Raw genomic sequence first — 20884 nt, 5'->3', positions numbered from 1 at the left:
GTGCCGGGTTTACTCCATGGCGGTCGAGCCGGCCGTCGAGTCGGCCACCGGGTCGGTCGTCGATCCGGCCGCCCGGTTCGTCCGCTGCTGCCGTTTCCAGTAGAAGTAGAAGGGCAGGCCGATGGCCAGGATGACGAGGCCCAGCAGCGGGCGCGTAAAGTCGCCGATCAGGGCATTGGCCAGCACGCCCGCGGCGATCACGAGGAAAAGTACGGGGGTCACGGGATACCCCCACACCCGGTACGGCCGGTGCAGGTCCGGTTCCTTCCTCCGCAGGATCATCAGGCCGACCACCGCCAGCGTCAGGAATACGTAGGTGTAGAACATGGCGAAACTGACGATCTCGACGAAGGTGCCGGTCAGCGCGAAGACCGAAGCCCACAGCCCCTGCATCACGATGGAAACCACCGGCGTCCGGAAACGGGGGTGCACATACTGGCACACCCGGAAGAAAATCTCGTGATTCGCCATGGCGTGATAGACCCTGGGCGCCACCATCAGCTGGGCGTTGACCGTACCGAAAGTCGTCAGCATGATGGCCGCCGATATGGCCATCGCACCCGAGGGTCCCACCAGGGCCTGGAGGGTATCGGCCGCCGGCCGGCGGGACGCCTGGAGTTCTTCGAAGGACAGGACCGTAAGGTAGACGACGTTGGCCAGGATATAGACCGTGGCCACGATGGCCAGCGCGGCGAAAATCGCCCGCGGAATGCTCCGCGCCGGGTCCTTGATCTCGGTCGCTATGAACGTCACGAAAAACCAGCCGTTGTAGGCGAACAGCGCCCCCAGGATCGCCAGGCTCAGGCCGCCGAGTAGCGCGGTCCCCGCCTTCTCCTGCACGAGTGGGGTCCAGGCGACTTCCGTGCCCGTGGCCATGGAAAAACCGAGGAGGATGACGGCCAGGACGGCGCCGACCTTGATGAAGGCGAATACGTTCTGAACCGATCCGCCGATCTTGACGCCCAGGCAGTTGACCACGGTCAGGAAGAGGATGCATCCCACGGCCAGCCACCGCTCGGTCCAGAGGTCTTCGATGGCGAAGAGGCCGCTGGCGTACCGGGCGAATACGGTGGCCACCGCTCCCATGGCCCCTGTGATGATGATGAAGAGAAAGGCCCATCCGAAAAGAAAGGCGACCAGGTCCGTGTTGTACGCCCGCCTGAGGAAGGCATAGGTGCCCCCGCTGCGCGGTATGGCCGCGCCGAGTTCCGCGTAGCACAGGGCGCCCGCCAGGGCCAGCACGCCGCCGATGATCCACACGAACAGGCTGAGCGCGGGCGAACCGACCTGCGAGGCCACGGTGCTCGGCACCATGAAAATGCCCGATCCGATAATCGCGCCGATGATGACCGCCGTACCGGTCTTCGCACTCAATACCCGGAGCAGCCTGGGCTGACCCGCCGGCAATATCTCCTCTACGAGTTCGTCGTCATGGGTATGGGACATGAAAGCTCCTGTTGGATTGCGGCCTGGATGTTCAACATCCGTTCATTCCGGCGCAATGACCGGTGCGGCTTCAAGTCGCGAAGGGACGGGTTCGACTTCGTTAAATCGGGTGCCGTGCTCGAACCAGGACCGCGGGGCGGCCTGCCCCCACAGGGTCTGGCGCCGGGTGTCCTTCAGGTCCCAGACCCGTGCGGGATGATCCGGGTCGACGGTGACGTAGTCTCCCGTGAACAGCTCGATCCGGTGGCCGTCCCGGTCGAAGAGGTACAGGAAGAAGGCGTTCGAGATGCCGTGGCGCCCCGGTCCCCGCTCGAAGGCGTCGCGGTGTTCCGAACTGGCCAGCCGGTCGCAGAAGTGGATGATGTCCATGGCCGTGGGTACGTAGACGCCGATGTGATGCAGGCGCGGCCCCAGGCCGTTGGTGAAGGCGATGTCGTGGACGCCGCCCCGGCGGTGCAGCCAGGTAGCCCAGAGGTCGGAGTCCTCGTCCCCGATGTCGGCCACGGTCACCTCCGTCGGCCGGAATCCCAGCGATTCGGCGTAGAAGGCCGTCATCCCGTTCACGTCATGGGAGAACAGGTTGAAATGGTCGATGCGCTGGATGTGAGCGCCGCGGTAACGGTGGTACTCCTGCAGCAGCAGGTCCCGGCGCTCCATCTCGTGGTAGAACTCCAGGGGGATGCCGAAGGGATCGTCCACGTGCAGCGTACGGCCCTGGGCGTACCGGTCGACGAAAGCCGTCCGGCAACCGGCGTCGTCATAGAAGGCTTCGGCCCGGTCCAGGTCGGCGTCTCCGGCGACCTTGAAGGCGATGCGGTGCACGACCGGTTCGTCCGCCTTCGTCAGGATCAGCGAATGGTGGTTCCTTTCCTCCATGCCGCGCAGGAAGAGCCTGTCCCCCGCGTCGTCCTCGCAGACGTACCCCAGCAGGTCGATATAGAAGTCGCGGGCGTAGTCCAGGTCCGTCACCCCCCACTCCGCATGGCTGGCGCGGACGATATTGAAGGGCGGGGAAGGATTCGCTGCGGGAAGGGCCACGATGCGTCCTCTTATTTTCCCAGCTTCGGCACTGGGTGGTGTTCGAGGGCGATGTCGATGTTCTTCGTTTCCATGTAGAAGTCGAAGCTGTAGTCGCCCCCGTCCCGCCCGATCCCGCTCGCCTTCATGCCGCCGAAGGGCGTGGGCAGGTGGCGCACGTTCTCCGAGTTCACCCAGACCATGCCGGCTTCGAGGCGCTGGGCGAAGGCATGGGCCCGGGTGACGTCGCGCGTCCAGAGATAGGCGGCCAGCCCGTAGTCGACGTCGTTCGCCACGTCCAGCGCTTCTGCTTCCGAGTCGAAGGGGATGGCGGTGAGAAAAGGACCGAACACCTCTTCCCGGGCGATGCGCATGGACCGGTGGGCGTCACCGAAGAGCGTGGCCTCGAAGTAGTTGCCGGCGCCGGCGAACTCCGGGCATTTCCCCCCGGCGAGCTCCGGGCATTTCCCGCCGGCGATCAGGGTGGCGCCTTCCTCCTGTCCCGCGGCCACGTAGCTCCGGACTTTCTCCAGGTGCAGCGGGTGGATCAGGGGACCCAGTTCGGTGGCCGGGTCGAAGGGGTTTCCCAGGCGGATGCGCTTCACCCGTTCCGCGAGCCGGCCGGTGAATTCGTCGTAGACCGTCCGCTCCACCAGCACCCGGCTGCCCGACGTGCAACGCTCCCCGTTGAGACTGTAGATCATGAATACCGTGGCGTCCAGGGCCCGGTCCAGGTCCGCGTCGGCGAAGACGACCACCGGGTTCTTGCCGCCCAGTTCGAAATGCACGCGCTTCAGCGTTTCGGCGCCCTGGCGCATGATGGCCCGCCCGGTCCTCGTGTCGCCCACGAATCCGATGGCCTTGATGTCCGGATGCTCGGTGAGCGCCCGTCCCGCGGTCTCGCCGATACCGTTGACCACGTTGACCACGCCCGGGGGAATGCCCGCCTCGTGGACCAGTTCGGCCAGGCGCGTGGCCGTGACCGGACTCCATTCCGCGGGCTTGTGCACGACCGTGCAGCCGGCTGCCAGCGCGGGCGCCATCTTCCACGTGCTGAGCATGAAAGGCGTGTTCCAGGGCGTGATGATGCCCACCGGTCCGATGGGCTGTCTCAGGGTATAGTTCAGGTGTCCGGCCGCCGGCAGGGAGAGGCCGTCCGACGCGCTTTCGGCCCGGTCCGCGAAGAACCGGAAGTTCTCGGCGGCCCGCGCCGCGGCCTTCGACATGAACCGGATGGGCTGGCCCGTGTCGAAGGTCTCCAGCAGGGCGATCTCCTCGCCGTTCGCCTCGATCAAGTCGGCCACCCGGTGCAGCAGCCGTTTTCGCTCGGTCCCGGACGTATCGCGCCAGTCGACGAAGGCCTCCGTTGCCGCGCGGGCCGCGGCGCCGACCTCCTCCGGTCCGCCGCTCGACACGTTGCAAAGCACGGTATGGTCGATGGGCGTGGCGTTCTCGAAGGTGTCGCCGCCGGCACAGGGGACGGACGATCCACCGATGAGATGTCCGATGCCCTCCGCTCGGAAGCGGGCGATGAACCGCTTCGCTTTGGCCTCGTTCGGGTGTGCCTGCGTGGCAACCTGGATGGCTATGATCCACCCTCCTTGAGACTGGCCACCACGTCGTTTTCAAGGGCGCCCAGTCCGTCCACTTCCAGCCGAAGGCTGTCGCCCGCGTGGATGTGGGATATTCCTTCCGGCGTGCCCGTCCAGATCATGTCCCCGGGGTTCAGGGTCATGTAGGCGGTGATATACTCGATAAGTTCGGCAACGCCGTGGCGCAGGTCGCCGGTCCAGCCTTCCTGGCGGAGTTCCCCGTTGACGTAGGTGCGCAGGCGCACGTCGGTGGGATCGATTTCGTCCGCGGTGGTCAGGAAGGGGCCGAGCGGGCCGAAGGTATCGAAACCCTTGGCCTTGATCGGCGGTCTGAAGTAGTTGCTCACGAAGTCCCGGATCGTCAGGTCGTTGCCGATGGTGTAGCCCCCCACGTAGTCCAGGGCCTGTGCGGCCTTCACCTTCCGGGCCGGCCGGCCGATCACGGCGACGAGCTCGCATTCGTAGTGCAGGTAGTCGAATTCCGGGGGGACTACGATCTTCGCCCGGTGGCCGATAAAGGTCTGGGGCATCTTGTTGAACAGGATGGGTTCCTCGGGCAGGTCCAGGTTCAGTTCCTTCGCGTGCTCGGTGTACCCCAGCGCGACGCCGATGGCCTTGCTCGTATGGGCCACCGGCGGAAGGAACATGACGTCCTCCGGATCGTAGGCGACCGTGCCCACCATGAGCTGTCCGTTCTCGAAGACGGCCTCGAGGACCTGGCCGTTGCAGGCGAAGCGTGCTGTTTTCATACTTGATCTCCGTTATGCGCCATTACACCTCGTACCACTGATCCACGGCGCGCGCCAACGCTTCGGGGCGGGCATACCGGTCTTCCATTTCCCGGACGGCGGCTTCCACCTCCCGCGCAGACGGGACGAGGTCCCGCTGTCCGGCGGACAGGTCGTAGACCGACCGGCCTTCCGTGGACAGGAGCAGGTCCAGGTCGACCCGGCCCGCGGACCGGCGCTTGAGCAGGGCGGAATAGGTGTCGCAATACAGGTCCGGGTCGTACTCGCCCGCCTCGCAACCCTTCCCCGTTTCATCGAGCAGGCCGAAGCGCGACGCCACCGCCCGCAGGTCTTCCCACAGCGCATACATGATGTCGGGCTGCGCGTCCCCCTTCTCCCGCTCGTGCAACGGGCTGACGCTTCGTTCCTCGCGCTGTGTCTCGATGAGCCGCCTGACCCGCCGGGAGGGCGTCGGTATGGCGAAGTAGGCGGATTCCCCATCTGAAAGCAGAGCCTCGACGGGGTCCTGTTCCCTGCGGACGAGCTCGACCAGCCGGTTGCCGATGATCGGGACCTCGCCGATGAGGATGTCCCTGTCGTCCCGGTGCGCATCGGCCCATTGTCCGACGGCGCGCCTGGCCCACAGGCCCACCGCCTTGCGGACGCCGGCGTGGGTGATCCCGTCCTGCTCGTGATAATGTTCCTTCACGCGGTCGTTTGTCAAGAACGGCAGCCGGCAGACGTCCCACTGGAGCAGGTGGGGCGCGCGCCCGCGGCCGTGGGCCAGGATGGCCAGCTGCTGCAGCAGGAGACTCTTCCCGGTGCCCGGCAGTCCGGCGAGGAAGACCATCTTACGGGCGTCCACCAGGCATTGAAGGGTCCGAAAAAGTCCGCTGTCTTCAGGAATCAGAAACATGTCTTTACATGTCCTACGGGCCTCACCATTGCAGGGCGTGCTCGGAGCGTTCGGCCGTGCCCCGTACGCGGGCCCCCCGCTTGAAGCGGTCCACGTCCGGCATCTCGCCCACTGGGATCTCCACCAGGGTGGGACCGTCTTCGGCAAACCCCTCGCGGATGGCCCGGCGCAGTTCCTCCGGGGTCTCCGCCCTGATGCCCCGGGCGCCGAAGGATTCGGCCATCCGGACGAAATCGGGGTTGTGCAGGTCGGACGCGATCACCCGGTTGCCGTACAGTTTCTGCTGCATCCGCTTCACGTTGCCGTAGGCGTTGTCGTTGAAAAGGAGTGTCACCAGGCCGATGCGGTGCTGGACGGCCGTGGCCAGTTCCTGCACGCCGAACATGAACCCGCCGTCGCCCGTTACGGAGATGACGGGTTTGTCCGGGTGGGCGACCTTCACGCCGAGGGCCGTGGGGAAGCCCCAGCCCAGGGTGCCCTGGTAGCCCGTGGATATGAAGGTGTAGGGTTTGTACACCGGCATGATCTGCCGGGCGGCGTAACCCACCTGGGTCAGCTCTTCCACGAAGAGGCCGTCCTCGCCCAGTTCCTCCCGGATCACCCGCAGGAAGGAGGTCTGGGGTTCCAGGAACGCGAACATCTCCTCGGTCTCCGCTTTCAGCGCGCGCATTTCGGCTTCCCGGGACGGGCGGACGCGGTTGTGCCTTTCCACCGCTTCGACCAGCAGGGGCATGGCGTCTTCGGTCCGCGCCGTTATGGCGATGTCCGGCCGGGCGATGCGGTCCTGGGCCCTGGCGTCCACCTCGATCCGTATGGTCGTCAGGTGCTCGTCCACGCCCCAGTAGAGTTGGGGGATGGCGAGCCTAGACCCCACGGCGAGGACGACGTCCACCTTCGGCCAGAGCTTGTGGGCCGCGGGGTTGGGATGACTCAGGTAGTGGCGGCTGTCGAGCACGCCGCGGCCCGTCCGGTAACCGATGACCGGTGCCTGGATCAGTTCAGCGAGCCGCGTGATCTCCCAGGAAACGTTCATGGCCCCGCGGCCGACGAAGATCATCGGGTTTTCGGCCCGGCCCAGTTTCCGCGCGGCGGCTTCCAGCATCTCCGTGTCCACCGGGGGATTGGATAAGGGTAACGGTCCGGGAATGCGCGGCGTTTCGCCTTCGGACGCGAGCACGTCCCAGGGACATTCCAGACCCACGGGGCGCGGCCGGCCGGAATTCAACTGCCGGATGGCCTCGGCCGTCCTGGAAGGCGCACCGGCGGTACTGTCGATCCGTGCGGCCCACTTGGTCAGGGACCGCAGCACATCGAGCTGGCCGTTGATCTCATGCAGCTGGCCCGTGTGCCGCCCAAGGTACTTCGTAGGGATCTCGCCCGTCAGGCAGAGCACCTTCGCGTTTGTGGCATAGGCCGTGGAAAGGGCGGCGGTCCCGTTGAGAAACCCCGGTCCCGGGACCACGTTGTAGACCCCGGGCCGGTCCGTCGAGAGGGCGTATCCGAGCGCCATGTACGCCGCGCCCTGCTCGTGGCGCGTGTGGACGACGCGGATTTCGTCCCGATGGTCGTAGAAGGCGTTGTAGAGGGCGTCGTTCTGCACGCCCGGCAGTCCGAAGACCGTATCGATTCCGTGGGCGATCAGCGTCCGGACGATGGCTTCGGCGGTGGTCATCTGTTGCATGGAGGGCGGGTTTCCGGGATAGGTGGCCGGCCGGTCACAGGTCGATCACAGGCCGGTCACATGTCGATGCGGTACAGGGGTTCCAGACCCTGGGCGACCCGGTCCGTGTTCTCCGCGGCCGCGGCGGCCCGCCGGCGGGAGGTGCCGTCCGTCACCCCGGCGATATGGGGCGTGACGACCACGTTGGGCAACTGGTAGACGGGCAGGGAAGGATCGGGCGGTTCCTGGGCGAAGACGTCGAGACCGGCCCCGCCGATCTTCCCCTCGACCAGGGCGTCGTAGAGGGCCGCTTCGTCCACGAGGGCGCCGCGGGCTACGTTGATGACGCTGGCCGTCGGTTTCATGAGACCCAGCCGCCGGCCGTCGATGATATGGCGGGTCCCGTCGTTCAGGTGCAGGTGAAGAGACAGGAAGTCGCTTTCGGCCACGACGCGGTCGAGGTCGTCCGGCGTGCCTATGAAGTCCGGCTGAATGTCGTCGAGCACCTCGGATTCGATCTCCCGGACGTCGATGCCCAGGATCCGCATGCCGAAGGACTTGGCCCGGCGGGCCAGGGCCTGGCCGCTCGCGCCGAATCCCACGATGCCCAGTGTCTGGTGCTCCAACTCGTATCCGAGCGGATCGTACATGCGGCCCTGTTGAAAATAGTCCACCGCTTCCTGGTATCGCCGCGATACCATAATGATGAACATCATGGCCGTCTCGGCCAGGGCGACGTCGCTGAACAGTCCGGGGGTATTGGCCGTGGGGATGCCTTTCGTCTTGATATAGGCCAGGTCGAAGTGGTCGAATCCCGTGCCCACGATCTGCCACAGTCGGCAGCCGTCCGCGGCGTCCATCATCTCCCGCGTGCCCCGGCTCCCGCCCTGGTCGATCACCACGTCCACACCGGCGAACTGGGGCGCCAGGGGTCTGGCATCGTCGAGATCCCGCAATTCGTGGCGGTCGCCGATGGCGGTCCGGATGTCCACGCACCACGGGCTGTAAATGGGGCGAACGGGAAGCAGCAGGACGTTCAGGCGTTCCATCGATTCTCCAGGAAATGATACTCTAGGAAATGAATCTCCAGTAAATACCCGGGTCAGGCTCCCTGCAGGTCCACCGGGGTCGTATCCTGCACATCGGTCCGGAACACCCAGGTGCCGTCCTTCACGTAGTGGACGGCGAAGGCCAGGCGCGGACGGGAGTGCGACCGGTTGGCGTAGGAACCGTGCACCGTCCTGCTGGTGAAGAACACTCCGCTGCCGCGCGGCACCGTCAACCGGACGAGGTCTTCCTCCTCGATGCCCACCACGTCGAAGGAGTAGAGCTTTTCGGTCCACTCGCGGCCGTCCGGCGACCGCATACCGTAGTCACTCTCCCAACTCATGTGCTCCGGATTGGTATTCAGGGTCGTTTCCCGCAGGCTGTCCCTGTGGCTGCCCGGCGCCACGCACAGGCCGCCGTTCTCAGGATCGGTATCGCTCATGGCGATCCAGCAGGCCATCAACGTGTCGGGCTCGTTGGGCAGGTAGTGGGAATCCTGGTGCAGCGAGATGCCGGCGCCGCCCAGTTCCTCGTCCGGTCTGGCCGGTTCCTTGGCCATGTACATGGTCTGTACGATACGGGGCCGGCCGCCCAGGATCTGTCGGGCGACGCCGGCGACGTTTGGATGGTGGGCCAACTCGCGCCAGAAGGGATCCGACAGATGGGTGCGGAGCCCCTGCCGCAGGGACTCGGCTTCCGGATCGGCCTGGTGCCGGACGAACGCCTCGACTTCATCCGCCGTCAGCAGGTCCGGGACGACGAGATAGCCTTCTTCGTGAAACCGGGCGACCTGCGCTTCGGTGAGCTGGATGGACAGGGTTTTCTGCGTCATGTTCCGCCGTAGCCTCGCGGGTATCGAGCGAAGAAAAGGACTCGGAACGCGGCGTTGATTCGAGACTCAGGACAATCAACCTAAGTAAACGGCCCGGCGATTTCCGGTCAAGGAGTATGTCCCGCACAAACCGGCTGCCCGCCGCCGCGGCTTCGAGGCGCTACAACTGGTTGAGCAGCATCAGTTCGCCAGGAAAGGGATGGAGGTAGGTCTGGTCCTGCAGGTAGGTGATGTCGAACTCCCGCACGTAGTGCCGCAGCATGACCACGGGCACGATCAGGGGCAGCAGCTCCTCGTGGTACTTCTGGATCATGCGCGTCAGTTCACGGCGCGTGCGGCCGTCGAGCCGGTCTGAGACATAGCCCGCCATGTGCTGCAGCACGTTGGTATGGTTCCGCCGGGACGGCGTTCTTTTCATGACCCGGTTGAATTCGCCCAGGTAGGCGTCCGCCAGTTCCCGGGTAGTGGCGTAGCGTTCCGGTTTCGCCAGCAGCCGTCCGAGACGGCGCGTGCCCTCCTGGCTGTGCGCCATGAGGAGGTATTTGTAGGCCCGGTGATAGCTCATCAGCGATTGACGGGTCAGGCCCGAATCGGCGAGCTGAAGCCAGCGGTAGCAGGCGAAAACCCGGCTGATGAAGTTCTCCCGGACCCGCGGGTTATTCAGCCGCCGCTCTTCTTCCACGGGCAGATGGGGCAGGGCATCTATAAGCCGCCGGGCGAATATCCCGCGCCCGTTCCGGAGCGCGGCGCCCTCGGGCTGGACCACGGGTACCCTTCCCATGCCGCAGGAGGGGGACCGGCTTTTCAGGATGTAGCCGCTGAGCCTGGCCTGCTCCAGGGTCTGCACGCGTTGCCGGGCGAACCAGTCCACCCTGTCGGTGTGATCGATGCCGTTTTTCGTCAGGATCCGGATATCGTCGTCGACCCGGGTCAACTGCACGGTCTCCCGCGGCGTGCCCATGCCCGCTTCCACTTCGGGGCAGACCGGGATCCACTCCACGTAACGGCCGACCACGTCCACCAGGTAGTCGTCGCGCTTGTGCCCGCCGTCGTAGCGGACACGCTCGCCGAGCAGGCAGGACGAGATCCCGATGCGTACGGGCAGTTCGGCCCGGTGGATATCCATCATGGGCAATTCGCTCATCTCGCTCATCTCGCTCATCTCGCTCATGACAGGACGTCTGTCATGTTACGCTACCAGCGGTCGATTGCACCGAGCAGCAGTTTCTGTTCCCTGGTTCCCTTCTCCCGCATGGCGGTCACCCGTGGACCGTCGAAGGGTTCCCGGGACTTCATCCAGGCGTTCTGGTAGCACATCAGGCAGACCCTGCGGTTGCGGTCCGACTGGTTGGCGGCCCCGCGGTGAAAGAGCCAGCCGTCGAACAGGACGGCCTGTCCCGGTCTCGCCAGAACGTGCTTCTCGTCCGGAAAACGGGCCTGGGTCTCCGGCGGCTTAAAAGGCGCCCGGTGGCTGCCCGGCACGATGACGATGGGTCCGTTTTCCATGGTAAGATGGTCGAGGTAGTACCCGCAGTTGATCTGCCCCGGCTCGTTGCCGTAAGGCGGAGGCTCCGGATCCTTGGGCCAGGGTATGTCCCGATGCCAGTTCTGGTCCGGTTCGCCCGGTTTCGTAACCCGCGCCGTCGCGCTGTGCAGCTGGACGCAGTTGCCGAGTATGGCCTTCATGCGGTCCAGGACGGGTGGGTTGTCCAGCAGGAAAGCGAACCGTTGGTCCTCTTCCAGCAGCTGGTGAGTGAAGGACTCGCTGCGCCGGAAAAAGGTATCGTCGAGGGCGTCCCGAAGTCGCTCGATCTGTCCGGAGGTCAGCGCGTCTTCCACGACCAGATAGCCCCATTTCCGGAAGAAGGCGGTCTCCCGTTCCAGTTCGGGGGTCAGGTCCGGGTTCATTCGCGGCCCGACGATTTCGGCGTCATATCCCATGGTAACCGTGGTCTATTGGAATCCCAGGTCGATCGCCTGCTTCTCGGCCGGCAGGCGTCCCGGCCGGCCGCGCACGTTCCCGGTCCGTGATCAGAAGAAACCGAGGTCCTCCCGGGCCGCGCGCCGGGCCACTTCCTCGTCCAGCGCAACACCCAGGCCCGGCGTCACGGGCAGGTCGATATGCCCGTCCCGGATCAGGTCCCGTTCCACCGTAAGTACATTCCACAACTCGTCGTCCAGGTGGTGGAACTCCAGCACCTGGAAATTGGGCACCGCCGCGCACAGGTGGCACACGGCCATCGTCCCGATGGGGCCGCAGATGTTGTGCGGCGAGATGGGGATGTAGTACATGTCCGCCAGGTCGGCGATCTTCCGGCCCTCCAGCAACCCGCCCGCCTTGGCGTGATCGGGCGAGATGATGTCCGCCGCCTGCGCCTCGATGAGGTCCCGGAAGCCGTGGCGCGTATAGAAGTTCTCCCCGGTGCAGATGGGGACGCGCGTGGCCTGGGTGACCTTCGCCATGGCCTCGACGTTCTCCGGCGGCACGGGGTCCTCCAGCCACATCAGGTCGAGGTCCTCGATGGCGTAGGCCACCTTGAGGATATCCACCGGGGCATAGTTCCAGTGGGCGTCGATGAGCAGGTCGGTGTTGGGATCCAGGGCTTCCCGCAAGGCGGCGATGACGTCGACGAAGTAGGCCACGTCGTGGTTGCTTATGGTCCGGTTGTACCGGTCCCGCCGGGAAGGCTGCGGATCGATGTCGAACTTGATGGCGTCGAAGCCCCGGGCTTCCACGGACCTGGCCTTCTCCGCGTAGGCTTCCGGCGTTTCCTCGTCTCCAGCGTGACAGTCGTTGTATACGCGGATGCGGTCCCTGAACTTGCCACCGAGCAGTTGCCAGATGGGCACGCCGCAGGCCTGCCCCGTGATGTCCCACAGGGCCATTTCGATCCCGCTGATGGCGCTCATGACCGCGCCCTGGTAGAATCCGGAGGCGGACATGGAACCCATCATGTCGTGAAAGAGCTTGTCCACGTTCCGCGGGTCCTGGCCGAGGAGCGCCCGGTCGACCAGCCTGGGATCGGTGGCGATCTGGTGGACCCCGGCGCCGTGATAGGCCTCGCCGATGCCGACCAGCCCCTCGTCGGTCTTCACCTTCACCAGCACCCAGGGCATGGGCTGGAGCAGCACGGCCCCCACGTGTGTGATTTTCATCTGTACTCCCCGTCCGGCATGCCGGGTCTCCGCAATCTGGTCAACGCATCCCGGGTGTTGAGATAGGGAACGGATCGCTCCAGGAACGTCTCCAGCAATTCCCCGGGCGTCAGATCGGACGTGTCGATGGCGAACTTCCGGTGGATCCACGACTGCGCGACCTCTTCCTCGAACCGTTCCAGGATGCGTTCGACGTCCTCCGCCGGGACCAGCTGCCGGGGATGGGGGGCCGACACCATGCGCCGCCGGATGACCTCCGGCCGGGCGTGGAGATGGACCAGGATGGCGTCGCCGGGCATGTCCGGCTCGTATTCCCGCACCGCGATGTTGATCCCCGGGTAGTAGTAGCGGGGCCCGTATACCACTTCCTCAATGTGAAACCCGCCGAGGAGGATGTGATCGAACTTGTGCATCAACCGGACGTGGTACACGATCTGGAACCGCTGGAATCGCTCCTTGATGGCCGGCAGCATGTCGATGAATCCCTGCTGCTCCGCATCGTCGAGGTGGTACGCGTCCGGTATGGTGAAGTGGTCGTCGAGGTGGTGGTGGACGCCCCGTTCGTTTCCCCAGGCGTAGAGGCCGTCTATCAACGTCGTGACCCCGGCGTATTCGCAACCCACGGCGATCAACCGCATGGACGCTCCTTCCGTGGTTCCCCATGGCGCATCAGCTCAGCTCCTCGTGTTGCTGCGTGTACCGCTGCAGCGCGTCGTAGTCCAGGTCGCAGCCGAGTCCCGGTTTCATCGGCGTGGGCACGTGTCCGTTCTCGAAGGAGATGGGCTCTTCGATGAGATCGTCCTCCCGGGTCCACCCTCCGACGAAATCAGAGGCCATGGTGCAGTTCGGCGCGGCGGCGGCGGCGTGCACGAAAGAAGTGTCCGAGATCCCCAGGTCGTTTCCCGAACCGTGCCAGCAGGGCAGGCCGGCCGCGGCGGCCACGGCGGCGTTGCGCTGGAATCCGAACATGCTGCCGCCCAGGTTCACGCAGTCCACCACGCCCCGTCCGCCGTCCGCCTGCAGGGCGCGCACGACTCCTTCGCCGTTCCCCAGGTGCATGGCCAGGGGGAAGGGGATGGCCCGGTGGATCTCCTCGTAGCCCTCGATGTCCGACTTGGGTATGGGATCCTCGAAAACCTCCACGTTGCCCAGGGTTTCGAGACGGCCGGCCAGCTCGATGGCCTGGGCGGCCGTGTAGAACCGTTCGTTGGGGTCCACCGTCACCTTGAATCCCGGACCGGCCACGTCGCGCATGGCCTTCAGGCGCTCGTACATGGGTTCTTCGAGCCGGCACTTGATCTTGACGCCCGTAAATCCCAGGCGCAGCCCTCTTTCCACGGCCCTGGCGCCGTCCTCCGGCGTCTGGTGGCCCATCCAGTAATCGGCCCGGACCCGGTCCCGGACGGCGCCGCCCAGGAGGGTGTGCACGGGCAGCCCGCGGGTCCGTCCCACCAGGTCGAGCACGGCCATCTCGTAGGCGTCGTAGGCCGGACCGTTACCCACGGTGATGTCGTCCGCCGCCCGTTCGCCGCGGCGCCCGAAGATGTCCTGAGGCGTGATATCCTCGGGATCGCGGCCGATGAGCAGCCCCGCCCCTTCCCGGACCTGTTCGATGGGCAGGCCCCGGCCGGTCTCCCCGATCCCGGCATATTCGGTGTCGGTATCGACCCGGATGATGTGCTTGGGCACCTCGTCCCACCCGGTCTTCTCCGCGTATTCCGGACTGTGCACCCGGCCGGGTATGGTGGGTACGACGACCGTCCATACGGAAACTGCGGTGATCTTCATCGTGGTCTCCCCCGAAGGGCGCGACAGCGGCTCGTTAGTTGTTCCGCCATCCCGCCATGAAAGACCCCATGCTCAGGCCGGAAGGCATTTCCTCGAAATAGTAGTGCATGGGATCCGACTGGAATCCCGGCACGAACTGGAGCGCATCGGACTGCATCTCTTCGTCCAGCGGTTCGAAGCGCCGCCAGAGCGCGTCCAGCTCGCCGACGGTGAACCGTGGTTTCAGGCCTTCGTCGTGCGAGATGTCGCCGCCGTAGTGCGGTCGGACCGGATGGGTGGCGAACCTCATCTTGTACACGATCTTGGAAAGGAGCACGGCGCATATGATCCGGCCTGCTTCACCGGGATGCAGCGCGGCGACGCCTTCCTGGAAAGCGTCTTCGTCGCCGTCGATGGCGGCGCGGAAGATAGACTCGATCCGGTCGGTCTCATCGTCATACCTGCGCCTGATGTCCCTGAAAACAGTCTGCAGGTCGGAGGGTAGGCATTCGATGAAGCCGAGGTCGCGGAAAGTCCGGTTGACGTAGGGGAAGATGGGTCCGCCGTAGGAACGGTAGCCCAGATGGATTGTGCGTCGCGTCCTGGCGCTGTAGTTGCTCCCCCAGTGCAGGATCGTGTTGGTATAGACCACACCGTCGCCCGCGTTGAGCTCGACCTGCACGCCGCCGGGCAGCGGCTCGTGGGGGTCTTGTGCCAGGCAGCGGTTTTCTTCGGCCGTGTTCCCTCTGCGATGACTCTTCGGTACGACCCAGAGCACGTTGTCGTCGTAGAGCGGGATGTTCCACTGGAGGTAACCGGGCGCATTGTGCAGCAGGTCGTCCTGGAGACCCCGCAACGGCGCCTGGTCGATGGGGTGTATGTCCCGGTGCCACGGCGCCGGTCCGCGGTCGGTCACCGGATTGCACATGAACATGAATCCCGTGTTGCCCGCGGCTTCAGAATTCATGATGCGCCGGCTGACGCCCATGGTGTTTTCGTGGAGGCAGAAGGCCATCGTATTGGCCGTGTCCCCGTCCACGAGGGTTTCGAATTGCAACCTGGGCTGGTGACCGGTCTCCCACGCTCCTCCGGGCGGATCGCCCGGTTTCCTTTCCCTGGTCCAGATTTCCCGCTGGCGGTCCACCATGCGCTCGAAGCTGTCCCTCAGGGGACCGAGCCAGTCAGGGGGAACCACCCCACGAAGCACGATGAAACCGTCTTCGAACAGTTTCCGAGGATCGAAATGCATGTAAGGATTACCATAAAACGATGCGACGCGGGACGATGCCCGCGCCGTAGAACAGGGTTAGCATTCAATCTACACCGGCCCATGGGAATGTCAAGAGCGGGAAGGCAGAAATATCCGCATGGATATAAAGGTATTTTGACGGGAACGTAATTTCGCCGGCAACTAATGTACCGACTGCACCGACTGAGCAAATCACCTTGCCCGAAGCCGGCCTTAACACATGATTGATAGAGAAGAACAACGCATTTCCATGTGTCAAAGTGGAACGACATTGTTTCGCCTTTGGACGAATCACCTTCAGTCGAAAGCAGGTCCATGGCTGACCAGACGGACTGGCGCCGGTTTGTGCTGTTGCTCATCGATGTCCAGTGGGATTTCTGGCCTGCGGCAACCGCGAAGGCTTTTCCGGATTTTCCGTCGAACGTCGAAAGACTGCTGGAATGCAGCCGATCGTCGGGTCTCGACATCGTTCATGTGCGGGCGGAGTTCGAACCGGACGGAACGGACTGGATGGCGCCTTACCGCGTAAAGGGTGAGACGCCCTGTGTCCGGGGAACGTCCGGCGCCGGCGTGTTGCCTTGCGCCGCCGAACGGACCGGAGAAACGGTCCTGCGCAAGCAGACCTTCGATGCCTTCCAGCAGCCGGACCTATTAACCCATTTACATCACGCGCGCAAATCCTTTATACTGGTTGCGGGACTGGAAACTTCCGTCTGCGTGCTGTTGACCGCGGCTTCCGCCGTGCAGCACGGGTTCCTTGCCGCAGTCGTCGAGGACTGCTGCGCCGACGATCCGTTCAAACACGCGGCGGCGATCACCGGCTATCCCTTCGTCTTTGAGCGGACCTCCCTCGACACGCTGGAAACCGACCACGGCCGGTGGATGGCCGTGCTGGACGACCTGCAAAGCTCCGGAGGCTGACCGTGGACCAACTGACCGTGAATCAACTGAACGTAGGCATCGTCGGCCTCGGCTGGGTGGCCGGGGCGCATATCGACGCGTTCAAGGCCGTGAACGGTGCGGACGTCAGCGCCGTCTGCTCCCGCAGGACCCATGACGACGCGGCCCTTTCGGATCAGTTCGGCACGCCGCTGAAGTCCTGTGTCGAGTACGACGACCTGCTCTCCGACCCGGACATCCACGTGGTCGACATCTGCACGCCCCATCCTTTTCACGCCGACCAGGCCGTGGCCGCCGCGGAAGCCGGCAAGCATCTCATCATCGAGAAGCCCATTGCCCTTACGCCCGGGGACGCGGCGCGCATCCAGTCCGCCGTGGACCGGGCCGGCGTGTCGGTCTGCGTCTGCTTCGAATGCCGCTACAGCGCCCATTTCACCCTGATCCGGTCCGTCATCGACCAGGGGCTTCTCGGCGACCTGCACTACGCCGAAGTCGACTACTATCACGGCATCGGACCGTGGTACGGGCAGTACGACTGGAACGTGAAGAAGGCCATGGGCGGGACCAGCCTGCTGACGGCCGGCTGCCACGCCCTGGACGCGCTGCTGTTCTTCATGGACGGCAGTGTGGAAGAAGTCACCAGCTACAACACGAAGTCTTCGAGCGCCCACTTCGCGCCCTACGAGTACGACACGACCAGTGTCTCCATCCTGAGGTTCGAGGGTGGAAGCCGGATCGGCAAGGTGACTTCCTGCATCGACTGCCTGCAACCCTACTATTTCCACGTGCACCTGGTGGGCAGCGAGGGCAGCCTGCTGGACAACCGGTTCTACTCCGAGAAGATCCGGGGGATGGATCGGAGCCGGTGGAGCACCCTCGAGACCTCGCTGATCGATTCGGGCGATGTCCAGGATCATCCCTACGAGCCCCAGTTCCAGGCCTTCGCGGACAGCATCCGAAGCGGCGGCCCCATGCCCCTCACCGACATGGCCGCCGCCTACGAGTCCCACCGCGTCGTGTTCGCGGCCGACCGGTCCGCGGCGGAGGGCCGGCCCGTGCGCCTGGACGAGCTGGACTAGCCATCGACAGCTGGACTATCTTTCGCCATGGAGTAAGCGCATGCAGCAGGGCGACGCCGTCCTCCATTACCGCATTGAACGCACGCTCGGACGAGGAGGCATGGGTGAGGTCTACCTGGCCGAGGATACCCGTCTGAAGCGGCGGGTTGCCCTGAAGGTGCTGCCGGAGGATCTGGCCCGCGACCCCGCGCTGCTCCAGCGTTTCCGGATCGAGGCGGAGGCGGCCGCCAAGCTGAACCACCCGAATATCGCCCAGGTGTACGCCATCGAGGAAGCGCGGACGGGCGGACTGGGCGGACCGGGCGGACCGGGCGGCCTGGGCGGTCCGGATGGTGTCGAACCCGACGGCGGCGGTTCCGACACCGTGTACTTCATCACCATGGAATACGTATCCGGACGGCCGCTCCACGAGCGCCTGTCCGGTACGCCCCTCCCACTGGCATCCTTCTACGACTGGTTCATGCCCATCGTGGAGGCCCTGGACCACGCCCACCAGCGGGGCGTCGTGCACCGGGACCTGAAGCCTGCGAACGTCATGATTTCCGACGACGGCGTCCCCAAGGTCCTGGACTTCGGCCTGGCCCGGGTCGTCTCCGGGCCTTCCGGCGAAACCGATGGCGCCGGGCCCACGATGAGTCTGACCCAGGCCGGCACGGTACTGGGCACGCCGGCGTACATGTCGCCCGAACAGGCGACCGGCAACCACGGCGATCACCGGAGCGATATTTTCAGCCTGGGCGTCATGATGTACGAAACGCTGACGGGCGTCCGGCCCTTCACGGGCGACAACTACGTGTCCGTCATCAGCAGTACCCTGAAGGATGACCCGGAACCGGTGAGCGCGGCGAACAATAAAGTGCCTCCCCTGCTGAACCGGGTTGTCCGGCGCTGCATGGGCAAGGAACCCAGGTCCCGCTACCAGTCCGTTCTCGACGTGGGCCATGACCTGTCCGACAGCCGGAACGAACACGAGGCGGGGCCGGCGGCCGGTACGGCCGGCGACGTATCGCGGCCGGGGTCGGCCGTCACCCTCCTGCGGAGTCCGGTCGTGCTCGGCGCCTGCGCCGCCTGCCTGGTCGCCGGGGCGTTGATCGTCGCGGCGCTGATGGGTACGCTTGGCGTAGAACCCGCCGCGCCTGTACGCAAGTTCCAGATGGGTCTGGACAACCTGGGCCGGGACAACGCGGCCATCTCGCCGGACGGGACGATGCTAGCCTTTACCCGGGACAGCCGGCTGTGGGTGCGGCCCCTGGACCAGGTCGAGGGTAGAGAGATTGCGGGTACGGAAGACGTGGACGGGGTATTCTGGTCTCCCGACAGCCGTTACATCGGTTACATGGCCGGCGGTACGATCTGGAAGGTCGGGGCGGACGGCGGGGGGCAGGTCCAGCTGTGTGACGTGCCGGACCAGGGATTCGCCGGCGTGTCCTGGGGCTCAGACGGACAGATACTCTTCAGCACAACCGGTCTGAGGACCGGGGGCGGGCTGTATACCGTATCCGAACACGGCGGGGCCCCGGCGCTGCTGGCGCAACCGGACGAAACGAAGTCCGAAAGAGGCCTGGTCACTCCCTTGAGTCTGTCTGAGCACAACCTCCGCCTCTTTTCGGTGGTTCAATCCTCGGATGATCCGGATGAAATCGCCGAACTGAGCGAAAAGTACCGGGGAAACGCGGACCTCAGCCGGGCGATCTCGGTGGCTCGAATCACAAAGTCCCGCATTGTTGTTGAATCGCCAGGAAAAGAACGCCACGCGGTGCCCCTGGAAGGTGAATTCCTTACCGTGGCGGGATACGCGTCCGGCTATTTGATCTACTACCGGGAAACCGCCCGTGCCGAAGGAGATCTCTGGGCCGCGCCTTTTTCACCCCGGCTCGGGGAACTGACGGGCGATGCGTTTCCCGTGGTTCGGAACGTCCACACCGTCAGTCTCTCGACCGATGGCACCTTGGTGTACCGTACCGCGTTCCGCCCCATGCAGCGGCTTGCCGTGGTGAACCGCAGCGGGCTGATCGAACGGGTCATCGGCAATCCCCGGGAATGGATCGGAGATCCGGTGCTGTCTCCCGACGGGACGCGGATCATCGTGGACACCAGGGAAGGAAACCTCCAGGGGCTTTGGTCCTATGACCTGGAAACAGGTGCCGGGAGCCAGCTGACCTTTGACGATTGGGACTTCAGTAAACCGACCTTTACGCCCGATGGCGAATCCATCCTTTTCGCGGTTTCTCACTCCCCGAATACGGGGCGTTTCAGGCGCGATGGCCTGCTCATGCGCATGGATCTTGATGCCATGGAAGAGATGACGCCGTTCTCCACCGATTCGCTTACCGGCTGGGAACCTATCATGTCGGGTGACGGAAGCAAACTGGTCTTTTTCAAACGGCAAAGCATACAGTATATATCCACGGAAGGTGATGCGGAGCCGGTAGTGCTCGTTGAGAACCAGCGGCGGGTGTTTCAGGGCGCGCTGTCACCGGACGGTCGATACCTGGCCTACGTATCGAGCCTGGACGGTTCTCCGGAGGTTTATGTAACCCGATTTCCCACGGGGTCGGGCCGCTGGCGAGTGTCCGTAAACGAAGGCTGGACGCCCCGCTGGAATCCCTCCGGGGATGAACTGTTCTACGTGGAAGACAATCGGATGATGTCCGTTCCCCTCCTGGAGGGTCAGGGTTTCCGGTTCGGACCGCCGCGGGTCCTCTTCGATGGTATCCAGGGCGGTGCCGACTACCTGCGTTTTTCCGGTTTTGACGTGACCGGGGATGGGCAGAAGTTCATCCTGCCGACCAACGCGGAAGAAGAACGGCCTGTGTTGACCATTATAGAGAACTGGCCGGGAGAATTCGGCCAGTAGCCCAGAACGACACCGGCTGACAGGTACTGCCGGAACGGATCGCTGCCTGTGGTATCAGAATCGAGGTGTGAATTGGACGTTCTGAAACAGAAGATCCGCAACGTGCCGGACTTTCCCATTCCCGGCATTAACTTCAAGGACGTGACCACGCTCTTCAAGGATCCCGCCGCCTTTCGCAAGGCCGTGGATCGTTTCGTCGATGAATACGCAGAGCGTTCCATCGATCTCGTGGCCGGTATCGAGGCCCGGGGGTTCATCCTGGCGCCGGTGCTCGCCTACCACATGGGAAAGGGCATCGTTCCCTTGCGCAAGCCCGGCAAGCTCCCGGCGGAGACGCGGCGGATCGAATTCGATCTGGAGTACGGCACGGACGCGCTGGAGATGCACCTGGATGCCGTGAGACCCGGAGACCGCGTACTCATCGTGGATGACCTGCTGGCCACGGGGGGGACCGCGACGGCAGCGTGTCAACTCGTCGAAGAAGCGGGCGGGGTCGTGGCCGGCGTAGGGTTTCTGATCGAACTATCCTTCCTGGACGGACGGAAAAAGCTGGGTAAGCGTCCCGTCTTCTCGCTCCTCGAATACGGCGCCGACGAGTAAATCCGCACCGCAGCCGCCGGTCAACCCGCGTTCATTCC

General features: G+C 64.7%; 18 protein-coding genes. 4 read left to right on the top strand and 14 right to left on the bottom strand.

Annotated elements, in window-relative coordinates:
• Window positions 1-9: 9 nt before the first annotated feature.
• The 14 genes from F4Y38_01415 to F4Y38_01350 all read right to left on the bottom strand — a co-directional run bounded on the left by F4Y38_01415 (window position 10) and on the right by F4Y38_01350 (window position 15410).
• Window positions 10-1446: an amino acid permease gene (locus F4Y38_01415; protein MXY47936.1), complete on the bottom strand. Its 1437-nt coding sequence runs from the start codon at window positions 1444-1446 to the stop codon at window positions 10-12.
• A 42-nt stretch (window positions 1447-1488) separates the two neighbouring features.
• Window positions 1489-2484: a 3,4-dihydroxyphenylacetate 2,3-dioxygenase gene (gene hpaD / locus F4Y38_01410; protein MXY47935.1), complete on the bottom strand. Its 996-nt coding sequence runs from the start codon at window positions 2482-2484 to the stop codon at window positions 1489-1491.
• Between the two features lie 11 nt (window positions 2485-2495).
• Window positions 2496-4052 (bottom strand): 5-carboxymethyl-2-hydroxymuconate semialdehyde dehydrogenase, encoded by a 1557-nt coding sequence (hpaE, locus tag F4Y38_01405; GenBank protein MXY47934.1) that lies wholly within the window; start codon window positions 4050-4052, stop codon window positions 2496-2498.
• Window positions 4049-4804, bottom strand: a complete 756-nt coding sequence (locus tag F4Y38_01400; protein MXY47933.1) for a 2-hydroxyhepta-2,4-diene-1,7-dioate isomerase — start codon at window positions 4802-4804, stop codon at window positions 4049-4051. The genes hpaE and F4Y38_01400 overlap by 4 nt, the downstream gene beginning before the upstream one ends.
• A 22-nt stretch (window positions 4805-4826) precedes the next feature.
• Window positions 4827-5699, bottom strand: coding sequence for a hypothetical protein (locus F4Y38_01395; GenBank protein ID MXY47932.1), 873 nt, complete (start codon window positions 5697-5699; stop codon window positions 4827-4829).
• Window positions 5700-5721: 22 nt separating this feature from the next.
• Complete coding sequence (locus F4Y38_01390) at window positions 5722-7380, bottom strand: acetolactate synthase (protein MXY47931.1); 1659 nt, start codon at window positions 7378-7380, stop codon at window positions 5722-5724.
• A 56-nt stretch (window positions 7381-7436) separates the two neighbouring features.
• Window positions 7437-8408 carry a D-glycerate dehydrogenase gene (locus tag F4Y38_01385; GenBank protein ID MXY47930.1) on the bottom strand — a complete coding sequence of 324 codons (972 nt, stop codon included), beginning with the start codon at window positions 8406-8408 and terminating at the stop codon, window positions 7437-7439.
• A gap of 53 nt (window positions 8409-8461) precedes the next feature.
• Window positions 8462-9238 carry a phytanoyl-CoA dioxygenase family protein gene (locus tag F4Y38_01380; GenBank protein ID MXY47929.1) on the bottom strand — a complete coding sequence of 259 codons (777 nt, stop codon included), beginning with the start codon at window positions 9236-9238 and terminating at the stop codon, window positions 8462-8464.
• Between the two features lie 160 nt (window positions 9239-9398).
• The gene (locus F4Y38_01375) at window positions 9399-10409 is read right to left on the bottom strand and encodes a DUF523 and DUF1722 domain-containing protein (GenBank protein ID MXY47928.1); all 1011 of its coding nucleotides are present in this window, start codon (window positions 10407-10409) and stop codon (window positions 9399-9401) included.
• 23 nt (window positions 10410-10432) lie between these two features.
• The gene (locus F4Y38_01370) at window positions 10433-11179 is read right to left on the bottom strand and encodes a phytanoyl-CoA dioxygenase family protein (GenBank protein MXY47927.1); all 747 of its coding nucleotides are present in this window, start codon (window positions 11177-11179) and stop codon (window positions 10433-10435) included.
• Window positions 11180-11269: 90 nt separating this feature from the next.
• Entirely contained in the window at window positions 11270-12394 is a 1125-nt protein-coding gene (locus F4Y38_01365) for a mandelate racemase/muconate lactonizing enzyme family protein (GenBank protein ID MXY47926.1), read from the bottom strand.
• Window positions 12391-13032, bottom strand: coding sequence for a hypothetical protein (locus tag F4Y38_01360; protein ID MXY47925.1), 642 nt, complete (start codon window positions 13030-13032; stop codon window positions 12391-12393). The genes F4Y38_01365 and F4Y38_01360 overlap by 4 nt, the downstream gene beginning before the upstream one ends.
• Window positions 13033-13063: 31 nt before the next feature.
• Window positions 13064-14182, bottom strand: a complete 1119-nt coding sequence (locus tag F4Y38_01355) for a hypothetical protein (GenBank protein MXY47924.1) — start codon at window positions 14180-14182, stop codon at window positions 13064-13066.
• Between the two features lie 34 nt (window positions 14183-14216).
• Window positions 14217-15410, bottom strand: a complete 1194-nt coding sequence (locus F4Y38_01350) for a phytanoyl-CoA dioxygenase family protein (protein ID MXY47923.1) — start codon at window positions 15408-15410, stop codon at window positions 14217-14219.
• A 315-nt stretch (window positions 15411-15725) separates the two neighbouring features.
• Here F4Y38_01350 and F4Y38_01345 point away from each other — a divergent pair, with 315 nt between their 5' ends.
• From F4Y38_01345 to F4Y38_01330, 4 genes are all read left to right on the top strand, one after another.
• Window positions 15726-16331 (top strand): cysteine hydrolase, encoded by a 606-nt coding sequence (locus tag F4Y38_01345; GenBank protein MXY47922.1) that lies wholly within the window; start codon window positions 15726-15728, stop codon window positions 16329-16331.
• Between the two features lie 17 nt (window positions 16332-16348).
• A complete protein-coding gene (locus F4Y38_01340) occupies window positions 16349-17389 on the top strand; it encodes a Gfo/Idh/MocA family oxidoreductase (GenBank protein ID MXY47921.1) in 1041 nt (346 codons plus the stop codon).
• Between the two features lie 40 nt (window positions 17390-17429).
• The gene (locus tag F4Y38_01335) at window positions 17430-20246 is read left to right on the top strand and encodes a protein kinase (protein ID MXY47920.1); all 2817 of its coding nucleotides are present in this window, start codon (window positions 17430-17432) and stop codon (window positions 20244-20246) included.
• A 72-nt stretch (window positions 20247-20318) separates the two neighbouring features.
• On the top strand, window positions 20319-20846 hold the full coding sequence (locus tag F4Y38_01330) for an adenine phosphoribosyltransferase (GenBank protein ID MXY47919.1): 528 nt from the start codon (window positions 20319-20321) through the stop codon (window positions 20844-20846).
• The last annotated feature ends 38 nt before the right edge of the window (window positions 20847-20884 follow it).

The organism is Gemmatimonadota bacterium (assembly GCA_009838645.1).
Taxonomy (GTDB): Bacteria; JAAXHH01; JAAXHH01; order JAAXHH01; family JAAXHH01; genus JAAXHH01.
Note: the sequence above shows the minus strand (reverse complement) of the source record. Positions and strands in the feature narration are given on the sequence as shown.